The organism is Saccharopolyspora galaxeae (assembly GCF_016526145.1).
Lineage (GTDB): Bacteria > Actinomycetota > Actinomycetes > Mycobacteriales > Pseudonocardiaceae > Saccharopolyspora_C > Saccharopolyspora_C galaxeae.
In genome coordinates this window covers 169,890-187,227 of the sequence record NZ_JADDUE010000003.1, presented here as the reverse complement: position 1 = coordinate 187,227, position 17,338 = coordinate 169,890, and the positions used below count along the sequence as shown (strand labels likewise).

18 protein-coding genes are annotated in these 17,338 nt (G+C 70.4%); 11 read left to right on the top strand and 7 right to left on the bottom strand.

From position 1 onward, the window contains the following. Positions 1 to 242 precede the first annotated feature (242 nt). Positions 243 to 1,169, bottom strand: a complete 927-nt coding sequence (locus INP57_RS08570; RefSeq protein ID WP_200069562.1) for a polysaccharide pyruvyl transferase family protein — start codon at positions 1,167 to 1,169, stop codon at positions 243 to 245. A 180-nt stretch (positions 1,170 to 1,349) separates the two neighbouring features. Between INP57_RS08570 and INP57_RS08565 the strand changes: the two genes are divergently transcribed. Then, positions 1,350 to 2,987: a carbamoyltransferase family protein gene (locus tag INP57_RS08565; protein ID WP_200069900.1), complete on the top strand. Its 1,638-nt coding sequence runs from the start codon at positions 1,350 to 1,352 to the stop codon at positions 2,985 to 2,987. A 279-nt stretch (positions 2,988 to 3,266) separates the two neighbouring features. After that, the gene (locus INP57_RS08560; protein ID WP_200069561.1) at positions 3,267 to 3,548 is read left to right on the top strand and encodes a hypothetical protein; all 282 of its coding nucleotides are present in this window, start codon (positions 3,267 to 3,269) and stop codon (positions 3,546 to 3,548) included. A gap of 87 nt (positions 3,549 to 3,635) precedes the next feature. On the opposite strand, the gene INP57_RS08555 is transcribed toward INP57_RS08560, so the two are convergent. Beyond that, complete coding sequence (locus INP57_RS08555) at positions 3,636 to 3,881, bottom strand: DUF6480 family protein (RefSeq protein ID WP_200069560.1); 246 nt, start codon at positions 3,879 to 3,881, stop codon at positions 3,636 to 3,638. A gap of 63 nt (positions 3,882 to 3,944) precedes the next feature. Beyond that, entirely contained in the window at positions 3,945 to 5,378 is a 1,434-nt protein-coding gene (locus INP57_RS08550; protein ID WP_200069947.1) for an MFS transporter, read from the bottom strand. Between the two features lie 232 nt (positions 5,379 to 5,610). Between INP57_RS08550 and INP57_RS08545 the strand changes: the two genes are divergently transcribed. The 5 genes from INP57_RS08545 to INP57_RS08525 all read left to right on the top strand — a co-directional run bounded on the left by INP57_RS08545 (position 5,611) and on the right by INP57_RS08525 (position 10,855). Beyond that, a complete protein-coding gene (locus tag INP57_RS08545; protein WP_200069559.1) occupies positions 5,611 to 5,799 on the top strand; it encodes a hypothetical protein in 189 nt (62 codons plus the stop codon). 178 nt (positions 5,800 to 5,977) lie between these two features. Then, positions 5,978 to 7,441 carry an aldehyde dehydrogenase gene (locus tag INP57_RS08540; RefSeq protein ID WP_233627184.1) on the top strand — a complete coding sequence of 488 codons (1,464 nt, stop codon included), beginning with the start codon at positions 5,978 to 5,980 and terminating at the stop codon, positions 7,439 to 7,441. Positions 7,442 to 7,522: 81 nt separating this feature from the next. Beyond that, positions 7,523 to 8,200 carry an EthD domain-containing protein gene (locus INP57_RS08535; RefSeq protein WP_200069558.1) on the top strand — a complete coding sequence of 226 codons (678 nt, stop codon included), beginning with the start codon at positions 7,523 to 7,525 and terminating at the stop codon, positions 8,198 to 8,200. A 65-nt stretch (positions 8,201 to 8,265) separates the two neighbouring features. Continuing rightward, positions 8,266 to 9,879 (top strand): flavin-containing monooxygenase, encoded by a 1,614-nt coding sequence (locus INP57_RS08530; protein WP_200069557.1) that lies wholly within the window; start codon positions 8,266 to 8,268, stop codon positions 9,877 to 9,879. Positions 9,880 to 9,919: 40 nt separating this feature from the next. Continuing rightward, positions 9,920 to 10,855 carry an alpha/beta hydrolase gene (locus tag INP57_RS08525; RefSeq protein ID WP_200069556.1) on the top strand — a complete coding sequence of 312 codons (936 nt, stop codon included), beginning with the start codon at positions 9,920 to 9,922 and terminating at the stop codon, positions 10,853 to 10,855. Positions 10,856 to 10,906: 51 nt separating this feature from the next. Here INP57_RS08525 and INP57_RS08520 read toward each other — a convergent pair whose 3' ends face one another. Together INP57_RS08520 and INP57_RS08515 are read right to left on the bottom strand one after the other, a co-directional pair. Continuing rightward, positions 10,907 to 11,560, bottom strand: coding sequence for a M15 family metallopeptidase (locus tag INP57_RS08520; protein WP_233627183.1), 654 nt, complete (start codon positions 11,558 to 11,560; stop codon positions 10,907 to 10,909). A gap of 352 nt (positions 11,561 to 11,912) precedes the next feature. Then, positions 11,913 to 12,536, bottom strand: coding sequence for a TetR/AcrR family transcriptional regulator (locus INP57_RS08515; protein WP_200069554.1), 624 nt, complete (start codon positions 12,534 to 12,536; stop codon positions 11,913 to 11,915). A gap of 190 nt (positions 12,537 to 12,726) precedes the next feature. Between INP57_RS08515 and INP57_RS08510 the strand changes: the two genes are divergently transcribed. From INP57_RS08510 to INP57_RS08500, 3 genes are read left to right on the top strand one after another with little or no spacing between them, the layout of a single operon-like run. Continuing rightward, on the top strand, positions 12,727 to 13,224 hold the full coding sequence (locus INP57_RS08510) for a methylated-DNA--[protein]-cysteine S-methyltransferase (RefSeq protein WP_200069553.1): 498 nt from the start codon (positions 12,727 to 12,729) through the stop codon (positions 13,222 to 13,224). Between the two features lie 4 nt (positions 13,225 to 13,228). Beyond that, a complete protein-coding gene (locus INP57_RS08505) occupies positions 13,229 to 13,711 on the top strand; it encodes an RNA polymerase sigma factor (protein ID WP_200069552.1) in 483 nt (160 codons plus the stop codon). Continuing rightward, complete coding sequence (locus tag INP57_RS08500; protein ID WP_200069551.1) at positions 13,708 to 14,301, top strand: methylated-DNA--[protein]-cysteine S-methyltransferase; 594 nt, start codon at positions 13,708 to 13,710, stop codon at positions 14,299 to 14,301. Before INP57_RS08505 ends, INP57_RS08500 begins: the two co-directional genes overlap by 4 nt. On the opposite strand, the gene INP57_RS08495 is transcribed toward INP57_RS08500, so the two are convergent. Further along, positions 14,235 to 14,525, bottom strand: coding sequence for a DUF2277 domain-containing protein (locus INP57_RS08495; RefSeq protein WP_200069550.1), 291 nt, complete (start codon positions 14,523 to 14,525; stop codon positions 14,235 to 14,237). The two genes, INP57_RS08500 and INP57_RS08495, sit on opposite strands and share 67 nt — an antisense overlap. A 197-nt stretch (positions 14,526 to 14,722) precedes the next feature. Between INP57_RS08495 and INP57_RS08490 the strand changes: the two genes are divergently transcribed. Beyond that, positions 14,723 to 16,012: a sensor histidine kinase gene (locus INP57_RS08490; RefSeq protein WP_200069549.1), complete on the top strand. Its 1,290-nt coding sequence runs from the start codon at positions 14,723 to 14,725 to the stop codon at positions 16,010 to 16,012. Between the two features lie 83 nt (positions 16,013 to 16,095). On the opposite strand, the gene INP57_RS08485 is transcribed toward INP57_RS08490, so the two are convergent. Continuing rightward, on the bottom strand, positions 16,096 to 17,127 hold the full coding sequence (locus INP57_RS08485) for a ferritin-like domain-containing protein (RefSeq protein ID WP_200069548.1): 1,032 nt from the start codon (positions 17,125 to 17,127) through the stop codon (positions 16,096 to 16,098). Between the last annotated feature and the right edge of the window lie 211 nt (positions 17,128 to 17,338).

Sequence of the window (17,338 nt, the reverse complement as noted above, 5' to 3'; positions counted from 1 at the left end):
AACTCGGCATCTCAATTCCGCCATGACTCAGTGCTGCCCGAGCGGTTCGGCGACGAAACCGCAGTCGCGTTGCCTGCAGAGGTGCCGCTTCGCATCGATTTCGTCTGGTCGGGCTAAGAACCGAGAACTCGAACACAAGCACGCGCTGGTGCTGGCCGGTGCGATCACGACCGCGGCCACCGCGGCGGCCCGGCACTGCGCTTCTTCGCCCCGATTCCGCGTGGTGCTCACGACGGTGCTGCTCATGTCCCCTCCGGCTGCGACGCGCGGCTGTGCAGATCGTCGAGCAGCCGCGACATCGTTTTCCGCCCGGCTGCCGGTGCTTCTGCGGCGCGAGCTTCGGCCAGCACGCGGGCCTCCGCGGTGCGGCACCACTCCCACCAGCGTTGCAGGCGCGGGTGGGCGTGTTCCGGGCCGACGTGGACGTCCTCGGCGGACAACAGCGCAGGCCACTCCCAAGCCGTCGCCTGCGCACTGAGCTTGCCGCCACCGGCGGTGGTGTCCACCGCCAGCACCGGCACGCCGCAGGCGAGTCCGAACGCGAGACCGTGCAGGCGGGTCGTGACGACCACGTCGGACCGGTCCAGCAGCGCCGCGAACTGGTCGGGCGTCGCGCACCTCCGGGAATCTCCGGTGTCCAGCCGGGAATCGGCGACGATCGTGGCGCAGTCGACGCCGGCGAACCAGTCCAGCAGGTGCTGGTGCACCCGCTCCTTCCGGAGGTGCGCGCCGTGCTCCCACCTGCCGGGTGCGAGCACCAGCGCCGCCACCGGCGTCCGCGCGTACGCCACACCCGCCGACAGATCGCGAATCGCCGGAGCACCGGGGAAATCGCGGGCCAGCACCGCGTGGAACCTGGTGTAGGCGGGCGAATGCGGGTCTGTCACCGAACTTCCCACGGCCACGCGGTGGCACGAGGCGTAGCGGTCGTGCAGCTGCTCGACCTGCCAGCCGTGCAGCCGCCCGCACACGAAGACCACGTCGGTGTAGTTCTGCGCCGGTGCGTCCGCCAAGGACATCGCCGCCGGGCGCAACATCGGGCTCCACGCCGAATCGTGCGGGATTCCCGCGGTTTCGAGTGCCGACGCGACCCGGTACATGCTCGCCACGTCACCCGCGGCGGCCTCGCCGTGCAGGAAGCTCGCCCAGCTGACGATCAGCACGCGCACCGGAACCTCCCGGGTGAACGCGGAAACGTGGTTCTCCGCGGGATTTCCGCGGCGGCGCCGGTTCACGCGTGCCGTCGCGCGCTCGGCCGGGGTTTGAGAGCCGCTGCGCAGGGTAGCGGAGTAGTAGCGGATTCGGGGGGATCCGTCGATTCGCCGGAATCGACCATGCTGGAGGCGCTGGTGCGCATTCTCGGGATCAACGCCGTGTTCCACGACCCGGCGGCGGCGCTGGTCGTGGACGGCGAGCCGGTCGCCGCTGCCGAGGAGGAGCGGTTCACCCGGCGAAAGCACGGCAAATCACCGGTTCCGTTCGCCGCTTGGGAGCAGCCGGAGCGCTCCGCAGCGTGGTGCCTCGCCGAAGCGGGCCTTCGACCGTCCGATGTGGACATAGTGGGATTCTCCTACGATCCCGGGCTCGTGCAGCACGAACTCTCCGGCCTGGATCCGGAATGGGAACACCTGCGCACCGAATTCGCCGGTCGCGCTCCGTGGTTGCTGCGCTCGGCGCTGCCCGGGCTGGACCCGGACGGAGTGCGGTTCGTGCCGCACCACGTCGCGCACGCCGCCTCCGCCGGGCTGGCCGCGCCGTTCGGCGACTGCGCGGTGCTGACCGCGGACGGGCGCGGGGAGAGCACTTGTGGGCTGCTGGGCCAATACCGCTCGGGCCGGCTGGAAGTGTTGGCCGAGCAGTCCTTGCCGGGTTCACTCGGGTTGCTCTACGAGAGCCTGACGGCGCATCTGGGCTTCCGGCGCAGCAGCGACGAGTACGACGTCATGGCGCTGGCCGGGTATGCGAAGCCGACGTACCTGCCGGATCTCACCGACCTGGTACGCGTGGGTGACGACGCGCAGATCCGGATCGACCGGCTGGACTGGTCTCGGTGGGCACCACCGCGCGAACCGGACGGGGAACTGCTCGACGAGCACGCCCAGCTCGCCGCCAGCGTGCAGACGCGGCTGGAAGAGCTGCTGCTGGAACTCGCCGGTTGGCTGCACCGCGAGACCGGGCAGCCGGAGCTGGCCGTTGCCGGTGGGGTCGCGCTGAACTGCGTGGCCAACACCAGGCTGGCCGCCGAAGGACCGTTCGACGAGGTCTGGGTGCAGCCCGCGGCCGGGGACGCCGGGACCGCGCTGGGCGCTGCGATGCACCTGGCCGCGCAAGCCGGCGAGCGGGTGCGGCCGATGCCCGCCGCCGACCTCGGCCGCGGTTTCGGCGAGGCGGAACTGGAATCGGCGCTGCAAGCCGCGAGGTTGCCCTACGAGCGCCCGGACGACGTGGCGACGACGGCGGCGGACTCGTTGGCGCGCAACGAGATCGTGGGCTGGTTCCAGGGCCGGGCGGAGTTCGGCCCGCGCGCGCTCGGCCACCGCTCGCTGCTGGCCCATCCCGGCCACGCCGAGAACGCCGAACGGCTCAACGAGGTGAAAGGGAGTGAGCGGTTCCGCCCGGTGGCTCCGGTCGTGCTGGCCGAGCGAGCCGCGGAGATCTTCGACCGCGGCCCGGTGCCGAGCCCGTTCATGCTGTTCGTGCACGACGTGCGCAGCGACTGGCGGCAACGGATCCCGGCGGTGGTGCACGTCGACGGCACCGCCCGCATCCAGACCGTGGACCGGGCCGACGAGCCGTTGCTCGCCCGGTTGCTGGGGGAATTCGCGGAACGGACCGGGTTGCCCACAGTGATCAACACGAGCTTCAACACCGCAGGGCGGCCGATGGTGGACTCGCCCGCGGACGCCTTGGAGTGCTTCGGTTCCTCGCCGATCGATCTGCTCGTTCTCGGCCCGTTCGTGGTGCGTCGCGCAGCGATCGCCTGGTGAGCACGTTGGATCGCGCCGTCGTCATCCCGACGACAGCCGGGAGAACTGCACGACGAGCCTCGCGGACGCGTGGTGGATCACAGCGGAAATGGCTTATCGGCCTGCGGCATTGATCGACGCTCGACGAGAGATTTCCCCGCGCCTATCGCGAAGACGCCGACTTGACGCTGCGAGTAGCCGAACACGCCCGCGCAAAACCCTTGCCACGACGGAAGGTTTGCCGCCCGAAGCGACGTGGAACACCGGTGCGGCAGAGCACGCACCCAGCAGGAGGCGACCATGGCCGAGGACGTGAAGGTCCTGCAGCTCGGTGAGCACGAGTTCGCCGCGGAAGTGCACGAGGGCGAGCAGACCACCGAACACCGGGTGAGCTACCCGCAGGGCGTGCTCGACGCGCTGGACATGCCCGAACCCGACGAGCAGCGCTTCGTCGTCGAATCGGTGAAGTACCTGTTGCAGCGCACGCCGTCCACCGCCCTGCCGCACGACATCGACCTCGAAGGTGTGCAGAACGAGGACCTGGATTTCCTCCCGGAACTGCGCACCCGCATGGCGAGCTGAGGATCGTCCCGCTGGGATCTTCGAGCGCGCCCGTTCGCAGGGCACGGGCCGCTCGCCTGCATCGACGGGCGAGCAGCCCGGAAACGCTTAGCTGAGCAATCCTCCCGCATACGCGGCGAAGAACAGCGCGACCAGTACGACCACCACGGCGATTCCCGCCAGCCACAGCCATTTCGCCGGACGCGGCTCGGCGCGCTGCGGATGCGAGACGGCGTCGGTGGCCCCGGCCTCGCCCGGCGGTGTGTCGCCGGGCGGGACCGACCCGCCGGATTCCAGCCCCGGAGTTCGCTCGGGATCCGGCCCGGGGGTCTGCGATGAGCGGTCCGCTGCCATGTCCGTTGGTTAACCCTTCCGGCCGGCTGCGCAAACTTGTCCGCCGACGTCCGCGGCGGGCCGTCAAGCCTCACCGCGCTGCTCCTGCTGCCGCTCGGCGGCTTCCTGCTCCGAGGCGGCGGTGGGCGGAGAACCGGGCAGCTTGCGCCCCGCCGACTCGCGGGTGAAGTACACCGTCACCAGCCCGACCACGCCGGCCGCGATGAGCAGCACCGCAGGCATGATCCGCACGCCGGTCCCGGCCAGCAGCGCCTCCGCGAGCAGCGGAGTGGTGCCGCCGAACAGGGCTACCGCGATGTTGAAGCTCACCGACACGCCGCCGTAGCGGACGTCGGTCGGGAACAGCGCGGGCAGCGCCGCCGGCATCGTGCTGCTGAAGCAGATCAACGTCAGCCCCAGGACCAGCAACCCGCCGAGCACGGCGGGCACGCTGCCCAGACCGAGCAGCAGGTACGCAGGTACCGACAGCACGATCAGCGCCACCGAGCCCGCACCGGCGATCGGCAGCCTGCCGATCTTGTCGGAGTACCGGCCAAGCACCACGATCAACGTCATCACCAGCAACATCGCCACCAGCACCAGGGTGAGCGCCTTGGTGTGGCCGAACCCGAGCTCGGCGGTGAGGTAGGTCGGCATGTAGGCGGTCAGCGTGTAGTTGGTGACGTTGAACGCGATGACCAGCCCGATGCACTTGAGCATCGGGCGCCAGCAGCGGGTGAACAACGTGCCCAGGCTGCGCAGCGTCGCCGCCTGCTGCGGCTGCTCGCCCTCGGAGCTCTTCTGGTAGGCGGGGGTGTCCTCCAGCTTCAGCCGCAGGTACAGCCCGACCAGTCCCAGCGGGCCTGCCACCAGGAACGGGATCCGCCAGCCCCAGGAGCTCAAGGCCCCGTCCGGCAGCGCGACGCTGAGCACCGTGACGCTGCCGGCGCCCATCGAATAGCCGACCAGGGTGCCGAACTCCAGCCAGCTCGACATGAAACCGCGCCTGCGGTCCGGGGAGAACTCCGCGACGTAGGTCGTCGCCCCGCCGTACTCCCCGCCGGTGGAGAAGCCCTGCACCAGCCGCGCCAGCAGCAGGAGGATCGGCGCCCAGATCCCGATCTGGGCGTAGCCGGGCAGCAGCCCGATCGCCACCGTGCCCGCCGCCATCGTGATCATCGTGGTGGCCAGCACCTTCTGCCTGCCGATGCGATCGCCCAGCGGTCCGAAGAAGAACCCGCCCAGCGGCCGCACCAGGAATGCCACCGCGAACGTCGCGAACGTCGAAAGCAGTTGCGCGGTCGGGCTGTTCGAGGGGAAGAAGACCTGGCCGATGGTCACCGCCAGGTAGCTGTAGACGCCGAAGTCGAACCATTCCATGGTGTTGCCGATGGCGGCCGCGGCAACGGCCCGACGGGACTTCCGCTCGTCGATGACGATCGGGTCCTGGCTTCGTTTCCTGCTGGGACGCCGGAATCGGGGGATCGGCCGTCGTCCGGATCCCGTTCGCTGCGCCACGCCCTGATCTCCTTCCGCCGGTCGCCTTGGGGCCTTCCCGGGCGCGGCGGCGGTAAAACCACACCCGCGGGCTTCACTCGTGCGGCTCTTCGACGGCGGGACCGTGCGGCGCCGCGCCGTCGACGTCGCGGCGCGAACCGCGGCGGGGCCGGGACTTTCGGCCGTGGTGTCCTCGCGCGCGGCTGGCAGGATCGCTGCCGCACAGCACGCAAGGGGGAAAGGATCTTCGCCGATGCAACCGCAACCCACACCGCAGTCCGCCGACGCGCACGAGCCGACGCCGCAGGAGCGCGCGCACGCGGTGCGCGCGGTCGGCCACCACGCGCGCGACGCCGATGAGCTGCGGGAACTGCTGGACATGCTGGGGTTGGACCCGCAGGAGGGGCGCGGTAGACCTGCGGACCCGGCTTCCGCGGCGTGAGCCCGCCGGGTCCGCCCGCAGGCCCGGAGTGGCATCACGCTCCGTATTGATGAGCATGAATATAAGGGAATTCATTGACTGCGGGGATGTCCCGCCGCCAAGGTGACTGTGTCGCCGGTCACCGCGGATCGCGCGCTCCGGCCGACGCCGTTGCCCGGTGGTGGGACAGGAGGCCCGGATGAGCAGCAGCGCCGCGCTCGGCGGTACCGCGCTGAAGAGCTACTCGCAGGTGTTCGTCGGTGGCCGGTGGGTCGAACCCGGCGGCACCGGCCGGTTGGAAGTCGTCTCGCCCAGCACCGAGGAAGTGCTGGCCACGGTTCCGGAAATCACCGAGTCCGATGTGGACGCTGCGGTGTCCGCGGCACGCGCGGCGTTCGATCACGGTACGTGGCCGCGGATGACGCCTGCCGAGCGCGGCGAGGCGCTGGCGCGGGTGGGGCGCGAGGTCGCCGCCCGCTACGACGACATGGTCGCCGCCTTCACCGCCGAGATCGGCGCGCCGCTCGCGGTGAGCCGCGCTTTCCACCACAACGCGCTGCAGATGTGGGACGACGTGTCCACATTGCACACCCGTTTCGGCTTCGAGGAGGATCGGGACTGGAACGGCGGGCGGGGCAAGCTGGTGCACGAACCGGTCGGCGTGGTCGCCAGCGTCATCCCGTGGAACGGTCCCGTCGCAACCGCCTCGCTCAAGATCGGCCCGGCGCTCGCGGCCGGCTGCACGGTGGTGCTGAAACCCGCCCCGGAAGGCCCGCTGAGCACGCTGTTGCTCGCCGAGGCGCTGGAAGCGGCCGGGCTTCCGGAAGGGGTGATCAGCGTGCTCCCCGCCGGGCGCGAAGCCGGTGAACACCTGGTGACTCACCCGGGCGTGGACAAGGTCGCCTTCACCGGCAGCACCGCGGCCGGACGTCGCATCATGAGCCTGTGCGGCGAGCGGGTCACCCGCGTTTCGCTGGAACTGGGCGGGAAATCCGCGGGCATCATCGCCGACGACATCCCGGTGCAACAGGTGCTGCCCTCGCTGCTGCCCGCCGGGGTCGGGCACTCGGGGCAGGTCTGTGCGGCGCTGACCCGGATCCTCGTCCCTCGTGCGCGCCAACAGGAATTGCTGGAAGCGATGGTTCCCGCGCTGGAAGGCATGGCGATCGGCGACCCGACGGACGACGGAACCGCGCTCGGTCCGTTGGCGGCCGAACGGCAGCGGGATCGGGTGGAGGACTACATCCGCATCGGCCGCGCGGAAGGCGCGCGGCTGGTCACCGGGGGTGGCCGTCCGCCCGGTCTGGACAAGGGCTTCTACGTGCAGCCGACCGTGTTCGCAGACGTGCGCAACGACATGCGCATCGCGCGCGAGGAGATCTTCGGGCCGGTTCTGTGCGTGCTGCCGTTCGACGACATCGACGAAGCGGTCGACATCGCCAACGACTCCGACTACGGGCTCTCCGGCGCGGTTTACGCGGCCGACGGCGAGCTCGCCGAAAGCGTGGCACGGCGGGTGCGCACCGGCCAGATCTCCATCAACGGCTGGGAAATGTGCGTCGTGCAGCCCTTCGGCGGGTTCAAGCAGTCCGGAATCGGCCGCGAAGGCAACGTTGAGGGCTTGCGCGCCTACCTGGAACCGAAGCTCATCCAATACGCCTGATCCGCCGCAGCACGCCCGATCCGCGCATGAGCAGCGGAATCCGACGACGCGCGCTCGCGCGATTCCACAGGGGAGCGAACTGTGATCAAAACGATGGCACTGCTGACCAAGCGGCCGGACCTGTCGCTGGCCGAGTTCGACGCGCACTGGCACCGCCCACACGGCGACCCGCTCACCCTGGCGATCTCGATCGTCCGGCACGCGGTGCAGAACTCCCGGCTGGCAGCGGCCGACGACCTCATCGACGCGCCGTACCACGGGATTCCCGAGGTGTGGCTGGACGATCCGGGATCCGCGCTGGCGTTGCAGGACGATCCGGCCTACGCCGAGGCGGATGCGGACCAGGTGCACTTCATGGACATCCCGAAGCTGCGCTTCCTGATCACCGCCGAGTCCGCGGTGGACGGTTCGGACGGCCCCGGCGAGGCCACCGGTGTGAAGCTGGTCCGGCTGCTGCGCGCGGACGAAGGGCTGTCGGGCGACGATTTCGACCGGCGATTCGCCGACTCCGCGGACCGCGACCGCGGGCGTGCGGTCGGGGCGCTGCGGCACGTCCGTTCCCGGAGCATTCCGGAGTCCTATGTGGATGGTGCGCGACCGGAGTTCGACGCGGCGCGCGAGTTGTGGTTCCCGGATCTGGAAGCGCTGCGCGCGGCACCGGAAAAGGACGCAGACGGCTGGCGGGAGCTGATCACGCCGAGTTGTGCGGACTCGGCCAGGTCAGTGACATTCATCGCTGCCGAACGACGGCTGCGTTAGATTTTTAGTTGCGGCTCCCAACTAATCCGGCTCCTTCGGTCAACAGCGTGGACGGGTGACATGCGATGACGAACTCCCCTTCGACCGCTCCGGAACTCCTCGACGCCGTCGTGGTGGGCGCCGGATTCTCCGGGCTGTACATGCTCCACAAGCTGCGCGCGCAGGGGCTGTCGGTACGGGTCCTGGAAGCCGGCTCCGACGTGGGCGGGACGTGGTACTGGAACCGCTATCCCGGCGCCCGCTGCGACGTGGAGAGCGTGGACTACTCCTACTCGTGGGACGAACAGCTGCAGCAGGAATGGGAGTGGACCGAGCGTTACCCGGCGCAACCGGAGATCCAGCGCTACCTCGCGCACGTCGCCGACCGGTTCGACCTGCGCCGCGACATCTCCTTCGACACGCGCGTGACCGCGGCGCACTACGACGAGGACACCGCGCGGTGGACGGTGCACCGCGAAGGTCGAGACCCGTTGGTCAGCCGGTTCTGCATCATGGCCACCGGTTGTCTTTCGGTACCGCAAACCCCGCGCCTGCCCGGTTTGGCGGACTTCCGCGGTCCGGTGCACCACACCGGGACGTGGCCGGAGTCCGGTGTGGACTTCTCCGGTCAGCGGGTCGGTGTCGTCGGTACCGGTTCCTCCGGGATCCAAGCCATCCCGGTGCTCGCCGAGCAGGCTCGGCATCTGACGGTTTTCCAGCGCACGCCCAATTTCTCCGTCCCGGCGGTGAACGGGCCGCTGGATCCCGAGACGCTGCGCCAGGTCAAGGAGACGTACCCGGAACGCCGCCGCAAGGCTCGCGCCAGTCCGTCCGGTGTGGACCGCGGGGACACCGAGCAGAACGCGGTCGACGTGGACGAGCACGAGCGCAGGCAGGAGTTCGAGAACCGCTGGGGCAAGGGCGGATTCAGCCTGCTCGGTGCCTATGCCGACCTGATGCTGGACCAGCGCGCCAACGACGCGGTCGCCGGGTTCGTCCGCGACAAGATCCGCGAGGTGGTCGACGACCCGGACACCGCAGAACGCCTGCTACCGCGTGATCACCCGCTGGGCGCGAAACGGATCTGCGTGGAAACCGGCTACTTCGAGACCTACAACAGGGACGACGTGAGCCTGGTCGACCTGCTCGAAAGTCCACTGGAGACGGTGACCGCCGATGGTGTGCGCGCGGGCGGCACCGAACACGAGCTGGACGCGCTGGTGCTGGCCACCGGGTTCGACGCGATGACCGGTGCGCTCAACCGGATCGACGTGCGCGGCAGGCGAGGGCAGCAACTCGCGCGGCGCTGGGACGCGGGCCCGCGCACCTACCTCGGGCTCGGGGTCGCGGGATTCCCGAACATGTTCATCCTGGCCGGGCCGGGCAGCCCGTCGGTGCTGACGAACATGGTCACCTCCATCGAGCAGCACGTGGAGTGGACCGCCCGCTGCATCGAGTACTTGGACACCAACGGCTACCGCACCATCGAGGCCGAGGCGGAAGCCGAGCGCGAGTGGGTCGCGCACGTCAACGAGATGGCCGCGGAGACCTTGTTCCCGCGGGCGAACTCCTGGTACCTGGGTGCGAACGTTCCCGGAAAACAACGGGTTTTCATGCCCTACGTCGGTGGTCTGACGCTGTACGAGCAGAAGTGCGAGGAAGTCGCGGCCGCGGGCTACAGCGGCTTCGTCGTCAAATAGCCACCAACGCACATCCGAACGGACAAGGGGAAGCGACAACATGGCGCTGGACAAGGCGACGGCGGATTTCCTGGCCCAAATGGCCGAAACCGGTGCTGCACCGATGCACACCCTTCAGCCGCAGGAGGCGCGGGAGATGTCCGCGGCGATGACGGACCTCAGCGGTCCCGGACCGCAACTGCACGAGGTTCGCGACACCGCGGTCTTCGCCGCGGACGGCGCGAAGATCGCGGTGCGCGTCCTGCGACCGGCCGAACGCAGTCGCGGTGTGCTGGTGTACCTGCACGGAGGCGGTTGGGTCATCGGGTCGGTCGACCAGTTCGACACCCTCGGTCGCGTGCTGGCGCAGCGGACCGGGTGCACGGTCGTGCTGGTGGAATACCGGCTGGCGCCGGAGCACCGGTACCCGGTTGCGGTCGACGATGCTTGGGCGGCGCTGCGCTGGAGCGCGCAGCACGTGGCGGAATTGACCGGTGGCGCGGGCGGTCCGCTCGTCGTGGCCGGAGACAGCGCGGGCGGCAACCTGGCGGCGGTGCTGGCCAACCGGGCGAAAACCGCCGGAGACCCCCAGATCGCCGCACAGGTCTTGGTTTACCCGGTCACCGATGCGGATCTGGACAACGCTTCCTACACCGATCCGGACAACCAGCTCATGCTCACCCGGGACACGATGGTCTGGTTCTGGGACCACTACGTGCCGGACATCGCGGCGCGCGCCGAGCCGGACGCTTCGCCGCTGCGGTGCGCGGATCTGGCGGGCTCGCCTCCAGCGATCGTGCTCACCGCCGAGCACGACGTGCTGCGCGACGAAGGTGAGGCGTACGCGGAAAAGCTCCGCGCGGCGGGCGTTGCGGTGCAGTTGCGCCGGTTCTCCGGGCAGATGCACGGCTTCTTCCAGTTCGTCGGCTTCCTGCCCGGGGGCACGACGGCCATCGACTACGTGACCGAGCAGCTCGAACCGCACTTGAACAAGTAGTTCCCCCGCCGGTCCGCGAGTCCTATCCGGAGGATCGAGGCGGAAAGCCGGTCACTCCAGCTCGAAGTGCTGGTAGTCCTTGGGATCGTGCCACGAGCCGCCCCAAGTCCAGCCCCTGTCGGTGAACACCCGCACGGCCGGGTCGCCTGCGTGGAACATCCCGGGATCGCGCCGGGTTCGGTCCAGGTACGGCCCGGCCGTCGCCGGCTGCACCAGTCCGTCCGAGCTCACGTACGGGTTGATGAGCGTGTTGATGTCCACCGCACGGCCGTAGGCGTGGTTGGACCAGTTGCCGCTGCCGCTGATCTCGCGGCAGTTGAACGCGGACGTGTTGTTGTCCCGCATGGACAGTTCATCGTCAGCGCCCGGGTAGTGCTCGGGCGTGCGCATCCGCTCGATGGGGAACCGCATCCGGTGCAGCTCCCGGAACGCGTCGATGGTCGGCCCGACCCGGTCCTGGTGCACCACGAGCTCTCCGATGTGGTCGCGGCCGTCCATGCCGACGTGCGTGAGCGTCAGCAGCCGCAACTGTTCCGGCGGCACGGGGCACCCGGGCCGCCAGCTCGGTCCCAGCCGCTGCGCGGTCACTTCCCCCACGCCGGCGGTGAAAGCCGGTTCCGGAGGCGGCGGCTGCGTGCCGCATTGGACGGTCATCGCCGCGACCGCCAGCGCGATGGCGCAGTCCCGGACGGAACTCCGGCGCAACCTTCCCATCACAGCTCCAAGAACCGGCTGTACGCGTCCCAGGTCCCAGTGTGCGCGCCCCAATTCGGTCTCGCGACGCTCGCTGGTGTGATGAGCGGGGGAATTTTCGCCGGACACACCCGTTGCGTGTTGCGAGTGGACAGTCCCGGAGCGACGATCTGCCGATGCGGAAAGCGGATCGCTGGATCCGCCGCTGCGCCTGACCCCGAATCGGCGCGCACGCGGCCGCGACCGGCGCCGGAGACCCCGAACCGGCCGCCGACCCGCTTTCCCCTTGGGGGCGGAGGTGGGGGCCGGGAAATCCGGCCCCCACCTCCGGAATCCGACCTCGAGCTGTTGAAAATCGTTGCCGTCAAGCGGGATTCTGCGGCCGCACCCGCAGCCCGTCGAACGCCACCGCGACCACCGCCTCCGCCAGCTCCTCACCGCCGGAGCCGCCCTGCGGCCGGTACCACTCGATCAACGAGTTCACCATGCCGAACAGCAGGCGGCTGGTGGTCGCCGGATCGAGCTCCGGGCGCAGCTCGCCGTCGTGCACCGCCTCCGCCACCAGGTCGGTGACGAGCTGGTCGAACTCGCGCCGCCGCGCCAGCGCCGCCCGCTCCACCTTGGTGTTGCCCCGCACGCGCAACAGCAGCGTGACGAACGGCAGCCGCTCGACCAGCACCAGCACGCTGCCGCGGACCAGGTGCTCAAGCCGCGTCAGCGCGCTGCCCGGCAGTTCGCGCGCCTGCGCGGCGGTGGCGAACAGCCCGTCCAGCGCCCGGTCCACGGCCAGCCGCAGCAGTTCCTCCTTGCTGGGCACGTGGTGGTAGATCGCGGATTTGCTGATGCCGAGCTTGCGGGAGAGGTCCTCCATGCTGGTCCCGTCGTACCCGCGTTCGTTGAACAGCTGCACCGCCACCGCCAGCAGGGACTCCAGGTCGTAGCCGGGCCTGCCGCGCTTGGCCGGGCGGGCTGGTGGTGCCGTCGTCATGGTCAGGAGTATTCCAGCCGGTCCTCGCCGTCCCCGGCGCCGTCGGCGGGCGCGGCCGCGCTGCGGACCGCCCAGCTCAGCGGTCAGCAGCCCGCAAGCCACACTGCGGTGGCCGGAACCGCCGCCCGGTCTCACGTTCCGGGCGCCCGAGACGTCTGCATAGTGGGGAAGCGACAGACAGGAGCCGACGATGAGCACCAAGCACACGCTGATCGACTCGCCGATGGGGGAGCTGCTGCTCGTCGCGGGCGACGACGGCCTCACGGCGCTGCACTACGCCGACGGCAGGCACGCCCCGGAAGAACTCGGCGAGCGCGGCACGACACTCGTGCTGGACGAGGCGCGCCGCCAGCTCGATGAATACTTCGCCAGAACGCGCACCGAGTTCGACCTGCCGCTGGCCCCGCACGGCGAGCCGTTCCAGCTGAAGGTGTGGGAGCTGCTGCGGCAAATCCCGTACGGCGCGACCCGCAGCTACGGCGAGCTGGCCCGGATGCTCGGTGACGTGAACTACGCGCAAGCCGTGGGTGCGGCCAACGGCCGCAACCCGATATCGGTGATCGTGCCGTGCCACCGCGTGATCGGCGCGGACGGCACCCTCACCGGCTACGCGGGAGGACTGGAGCGCAAGCGCTACCTGCTGGCGTTGGAGGAACCGGCGCCTGCGGACGCGGGCAGGCTGTTCTGATCCGATGCGGCCGTTCGAGCAGGTGGTGAGCGAGCACGGCGCGGTCGTGCTGCGGGTGTGCCGAGCCGTCCTCGGCCCGGCCGACGCCGAGGACGCCTGGTCGGAGACGTTCCTCGCGGCGCTGCGGGCCTACCCGCGGCTGGACGCCGACGCGGACGTGCGCGCCTGGCTGGTCACGATCGCGCACCGCAAGGCCATCGACGCGCTGCGCGCGCGGGCACGGCGTCCGGTCAGCGTCGAGCACGTGCCGGAACGGCCAAGCACGCAAGGAATTCCGCGCGACCCCGACCCGGAGCTGTGGCACGCGCTGCGGGACCTGCCGGACCGGCAACGGCAGGCCGTCGCCTACCACCACCTGGCCGGGCTGCCCTACCGCGAGGTCGCCGCGATCATCGGCGGCAACGCGGACGCCGCCCGCCGCGCCGCCGCGGACGGCATCGCGAAGCTGCGCAGCAATTACCCGGTCGCGGAAGGAGAAGCGCCATGACCGCACCGTTCGCAACACCGCCGGAGGTCCCGCAGCGGCTCCGCGCGCAGCTGGCCGCGCGAGCCGAGCGCGAAGGCGTCCTGGACATCGCCTACCGCACGCTGGACACCCCGGTCGGGCCGCTGCTGCTCGCCGCGACCGAGCAAGGACTGCTTCGGGTCGCCTACGCGAGTGAAGGCCATGCGGCGGTGCTCGAGTCGCTGGCCGAAACCGTGAGCCCGCGGGTGCTGTCCGCGCCGCAGCGGCTGGAGGCGGCCAGCGAGCAGCTCGACGAGTACTTCGCCGGACGGCGGCGCCGGTTCGAACTGCCGCTGGACCTGCGGCTGGCCAACGGTTTCCGGCGGGCGGTGCTCACCCACCTGCCGGAGATCGGTTACGGCGAGACGGCCAGCTACGCCCGGGTCGCCGCCGCAGCAGGCAGCCCCAAGGCGGTGCGCGCGGTCGGCACCGCCTGCGCGCGCAACCCGTTGCCGGTCGTCGTGCCGTGCCACCGGGTGGTGCGCTCGGACGGTTCGTTCGGCGGTTACCTCGGCGGGCCGGAGGCGAAGCGCTCGCTGCTGGCGTTGGAAGCGGGCTCGACCGGTTCCTGAGCGGGTCGGCTTCCGCGCGAACCGCGCACTTCCAGGCTTTCCAGCAGCTCGGCGGTGGCCGCGGTGATCGTCTCGACCGCTTTGTCGAACGCCGCCGCGTTGTGCGCGGCCGGTTTGCGGAACCCGGAGACCTTCCGGACGTATTGCAGCGCTGCCGCCTGCACGTCCTGCTCGGTCAGCTGCTCGACGAACGGCGGGCGGAGAGTTCTGATGCTTCGGCACATGCCCACATCGTCCCGCCGACGACCGACACCGGCGCGTGAACTCGTTGCCTTGCGCGAGCAACGTGCCGATCCGCCCACCCGGCGACACGCCACCGGCTGCCGCGGTGCGGGCGGAGGCTCCGGTAAGAAGGCCCCGAGCGTCGGGCCCCGGCGATCGAGCACCACGAGCGGGATGTCGCCCCGGGAGAGGCAGGACCGTGCGTAGACGCATCGTGACCCTCACGGTGCTGGCCGCAGTGCTGGCCACCGTGCTGTTCGGCCTTCCGCTGGCGGTGGGCGCCGAGCGGTACTTCGCCGAAGACGCGCGTGCCGAGCTGCAGCAGGCCGCCGAGTCCGCCGCGCTCTCCGCGGCCGACGAGCTGTTCGGGCACCAGCAGCCGCTGACGCTGCCCGACGCGGGCGAGCAGACCAGGGTCGCGCTGTACTCGCCGGACGGGCGCCTCCAGGTCGGGGAGGGGCCGGCGCTCGCAGACCGTGCGGTGCGCGCGGCCGCCGGCGACGGCCGGCTGATCAACGGCTCCGACGAGGATTCGCTGGTGGTGGCGGTACCGGTGGCCGACCGGGGCAAGGTGGTCGGAGTCGTGCGCGCGGTGACCTCCGATCGCGAAGTGCTGCTGCGCACGGTGCTGACCTGGTTGACCATGGCCGGCCTGGCGCTGTTCGCGGTGCTCGTGGCCTGGCTGGTTTCGCACGTCATCGCGGGCAAGTTGTCCCGGCCGCTGGAGGAGCTTTCCGGTGCCGCTCGACGGCTCGGCGACGGCGACTTCTCGGTGCGCCCGGCACCCGCCGGCGTGCCGGAGATCGACTCGGTCGCGACTTCGATGGGCACCACGGCGCAACGGCTGGGCCAGCTGGTCGCCCGCGAACGGGCCTTCTCCGCGAACGCCTCGCACCAGCTGCGCACGCCGCTGGCCGGGTTGCGGCTGCAACTGGAACTCGCGCTCGACGATCCCGAGCAGGACCCCGATGCCGCGCTGCGATCGAGCGTGGAAGCCGCCGACCGGCTGGAACGCACCATCGACGATCTGCTGTTGCTGGCCAGGGCCGGTGGTCCGGTGACCGCGCCTGCGGATGTGCCGGACCTGCTCGCCGAACTGCGCGAAGGCTGGAACGGGCTGCTGACCGCGCAGGGCAGGCGGCTCGAAGTGCGCGCAGGCGGCACCGTCCGGCCGAACGCTTCGGTCGCGACGCTGCGGCAGGTGCTCACCGTCCTGCTGGACAACGCCACGACGCACGGTGCGGGCACCGTGACGATGACCGCGCGAGACGCCGACGGCGCGCTCGCCATCGACGTCGCCGACGAGGGCCGCGGCGTCCCGCCCGGCAGGGATCCGTTCGTGCAGCGCGGTGAGTCCTCGGGGCACGGCATCGGATTGGCCTTGGCGCGCGGGCTGGCGGAAGCCGCGGGCGGACGACTGCGGCTGAGCCGGGCGACGCCGCCGATGTTCACCTTGCTGCTGCCGGTGGCCGATGAGCAGCCAGGTTGATGCGTCCCGCGACCCCGAACGGCGCTACTCCGTAAGCGATCTCGCAGCAGCGGTCCGACACCTGAGCGCTGGCCCTTCCGCGTTCAGGAGACCGGTCGGAAATCCGGGCCGTAGGTGTAGGAACCGCCGCGGTAGGGCTGGTGCATCAACTCCTGCGCAGGCTGCTGGAGACGCCGCATCGCGGCGATGGCATCGGGCAGCGCCTGCTCGTTGCCGCTCCACGCCTGTTCGAGTTGGTCGAGGACCTCCGCGTAGGTGCGGCCGAACGCCCGCAGCGGCCGCTGCACCTCCTCCGGCAGCGGCTCCGGCCAGCCGCCGCCGGGCAGCTGGGCCATCGGGTACACGTCGACTTGCCACTCCGGGAACGGCACCTCGGCGCCCGCCCAAGCCCACTCGTCGCCCGGGCCGATCCGCACCAGCCGCCTGCCGTGCGCGAGTTCGCCGAACCGGTAGTAGTGCGCCAGCTCGTCGCCGTACAGGGGGTTGGTCGCGGTGCCCTCGCCTTCTTCCTTGACCTGTTCCAGCAGGTCGATCGCCAGCTCAGTGGTGTGCACGATCGGCAGTGCGTGCCCGCCGAAGGAGATCTCGCGCTGGTTCTCCGGCCGGAACGTTCCGGTGTAGTGCCGGAAGTTCTCGATGAGGGCCTCGTAGAACAGCCCGACCGTGTCGTAGTCGCGGGCGAGCGGGTCCTCGGGGCGTTCGATGCCCATGAAGACGTCGCCGACGGATCCCCTGGTCAGCCCCTGCAGATGCACCACCAGGCCCGGAACGATCCCGCGTGGCAGCGGGCCCGGGTAGGTCGGCGCCCGGCCGCGCAGCCGGGGCCGTCCGCCGACGGCGACCAGCAGGTTGTTCACCACCGCGAGGTGGAACATCTCGTCGAGTGCGATGTGCCGCAGCGTTTCCGCCGCCACCGCCGAGGACGGATCCTCCGGAGCCTTGATCGACCACAGGGCGCACAGGTAGGGCGGGATGGTGGACATTTCCAGCTCCACGGCGGCCTGCAATGCGCCGCGCAGCCATTCGTCGTTCCGTTCGGCGGTGGGCACGGCGAGCAGCTCGCTGATGGAGGAATCCGCGAAGGGCGGTGTCCCGGTGTCGGTACCAGTGGTCATCGGTGCTCGGACCTTTCGCGTAGTGACGCACCGCGCGCGGTTGCGGACCGAGAAGGACTCGGTCCTCGGTGCCGCTTCCCGCGCAGTTCTTCCCAGTGCTGTCCGAATCGGCCGGTGAGCCGGTGGTGCTCGCCCGTCGCGGTACTGCTGCCCGGGAAGTTTCCGCGCCGCCGCTGCTCGGCGGTGAGTGCCTTTCGGCGGGTCGGTGGCG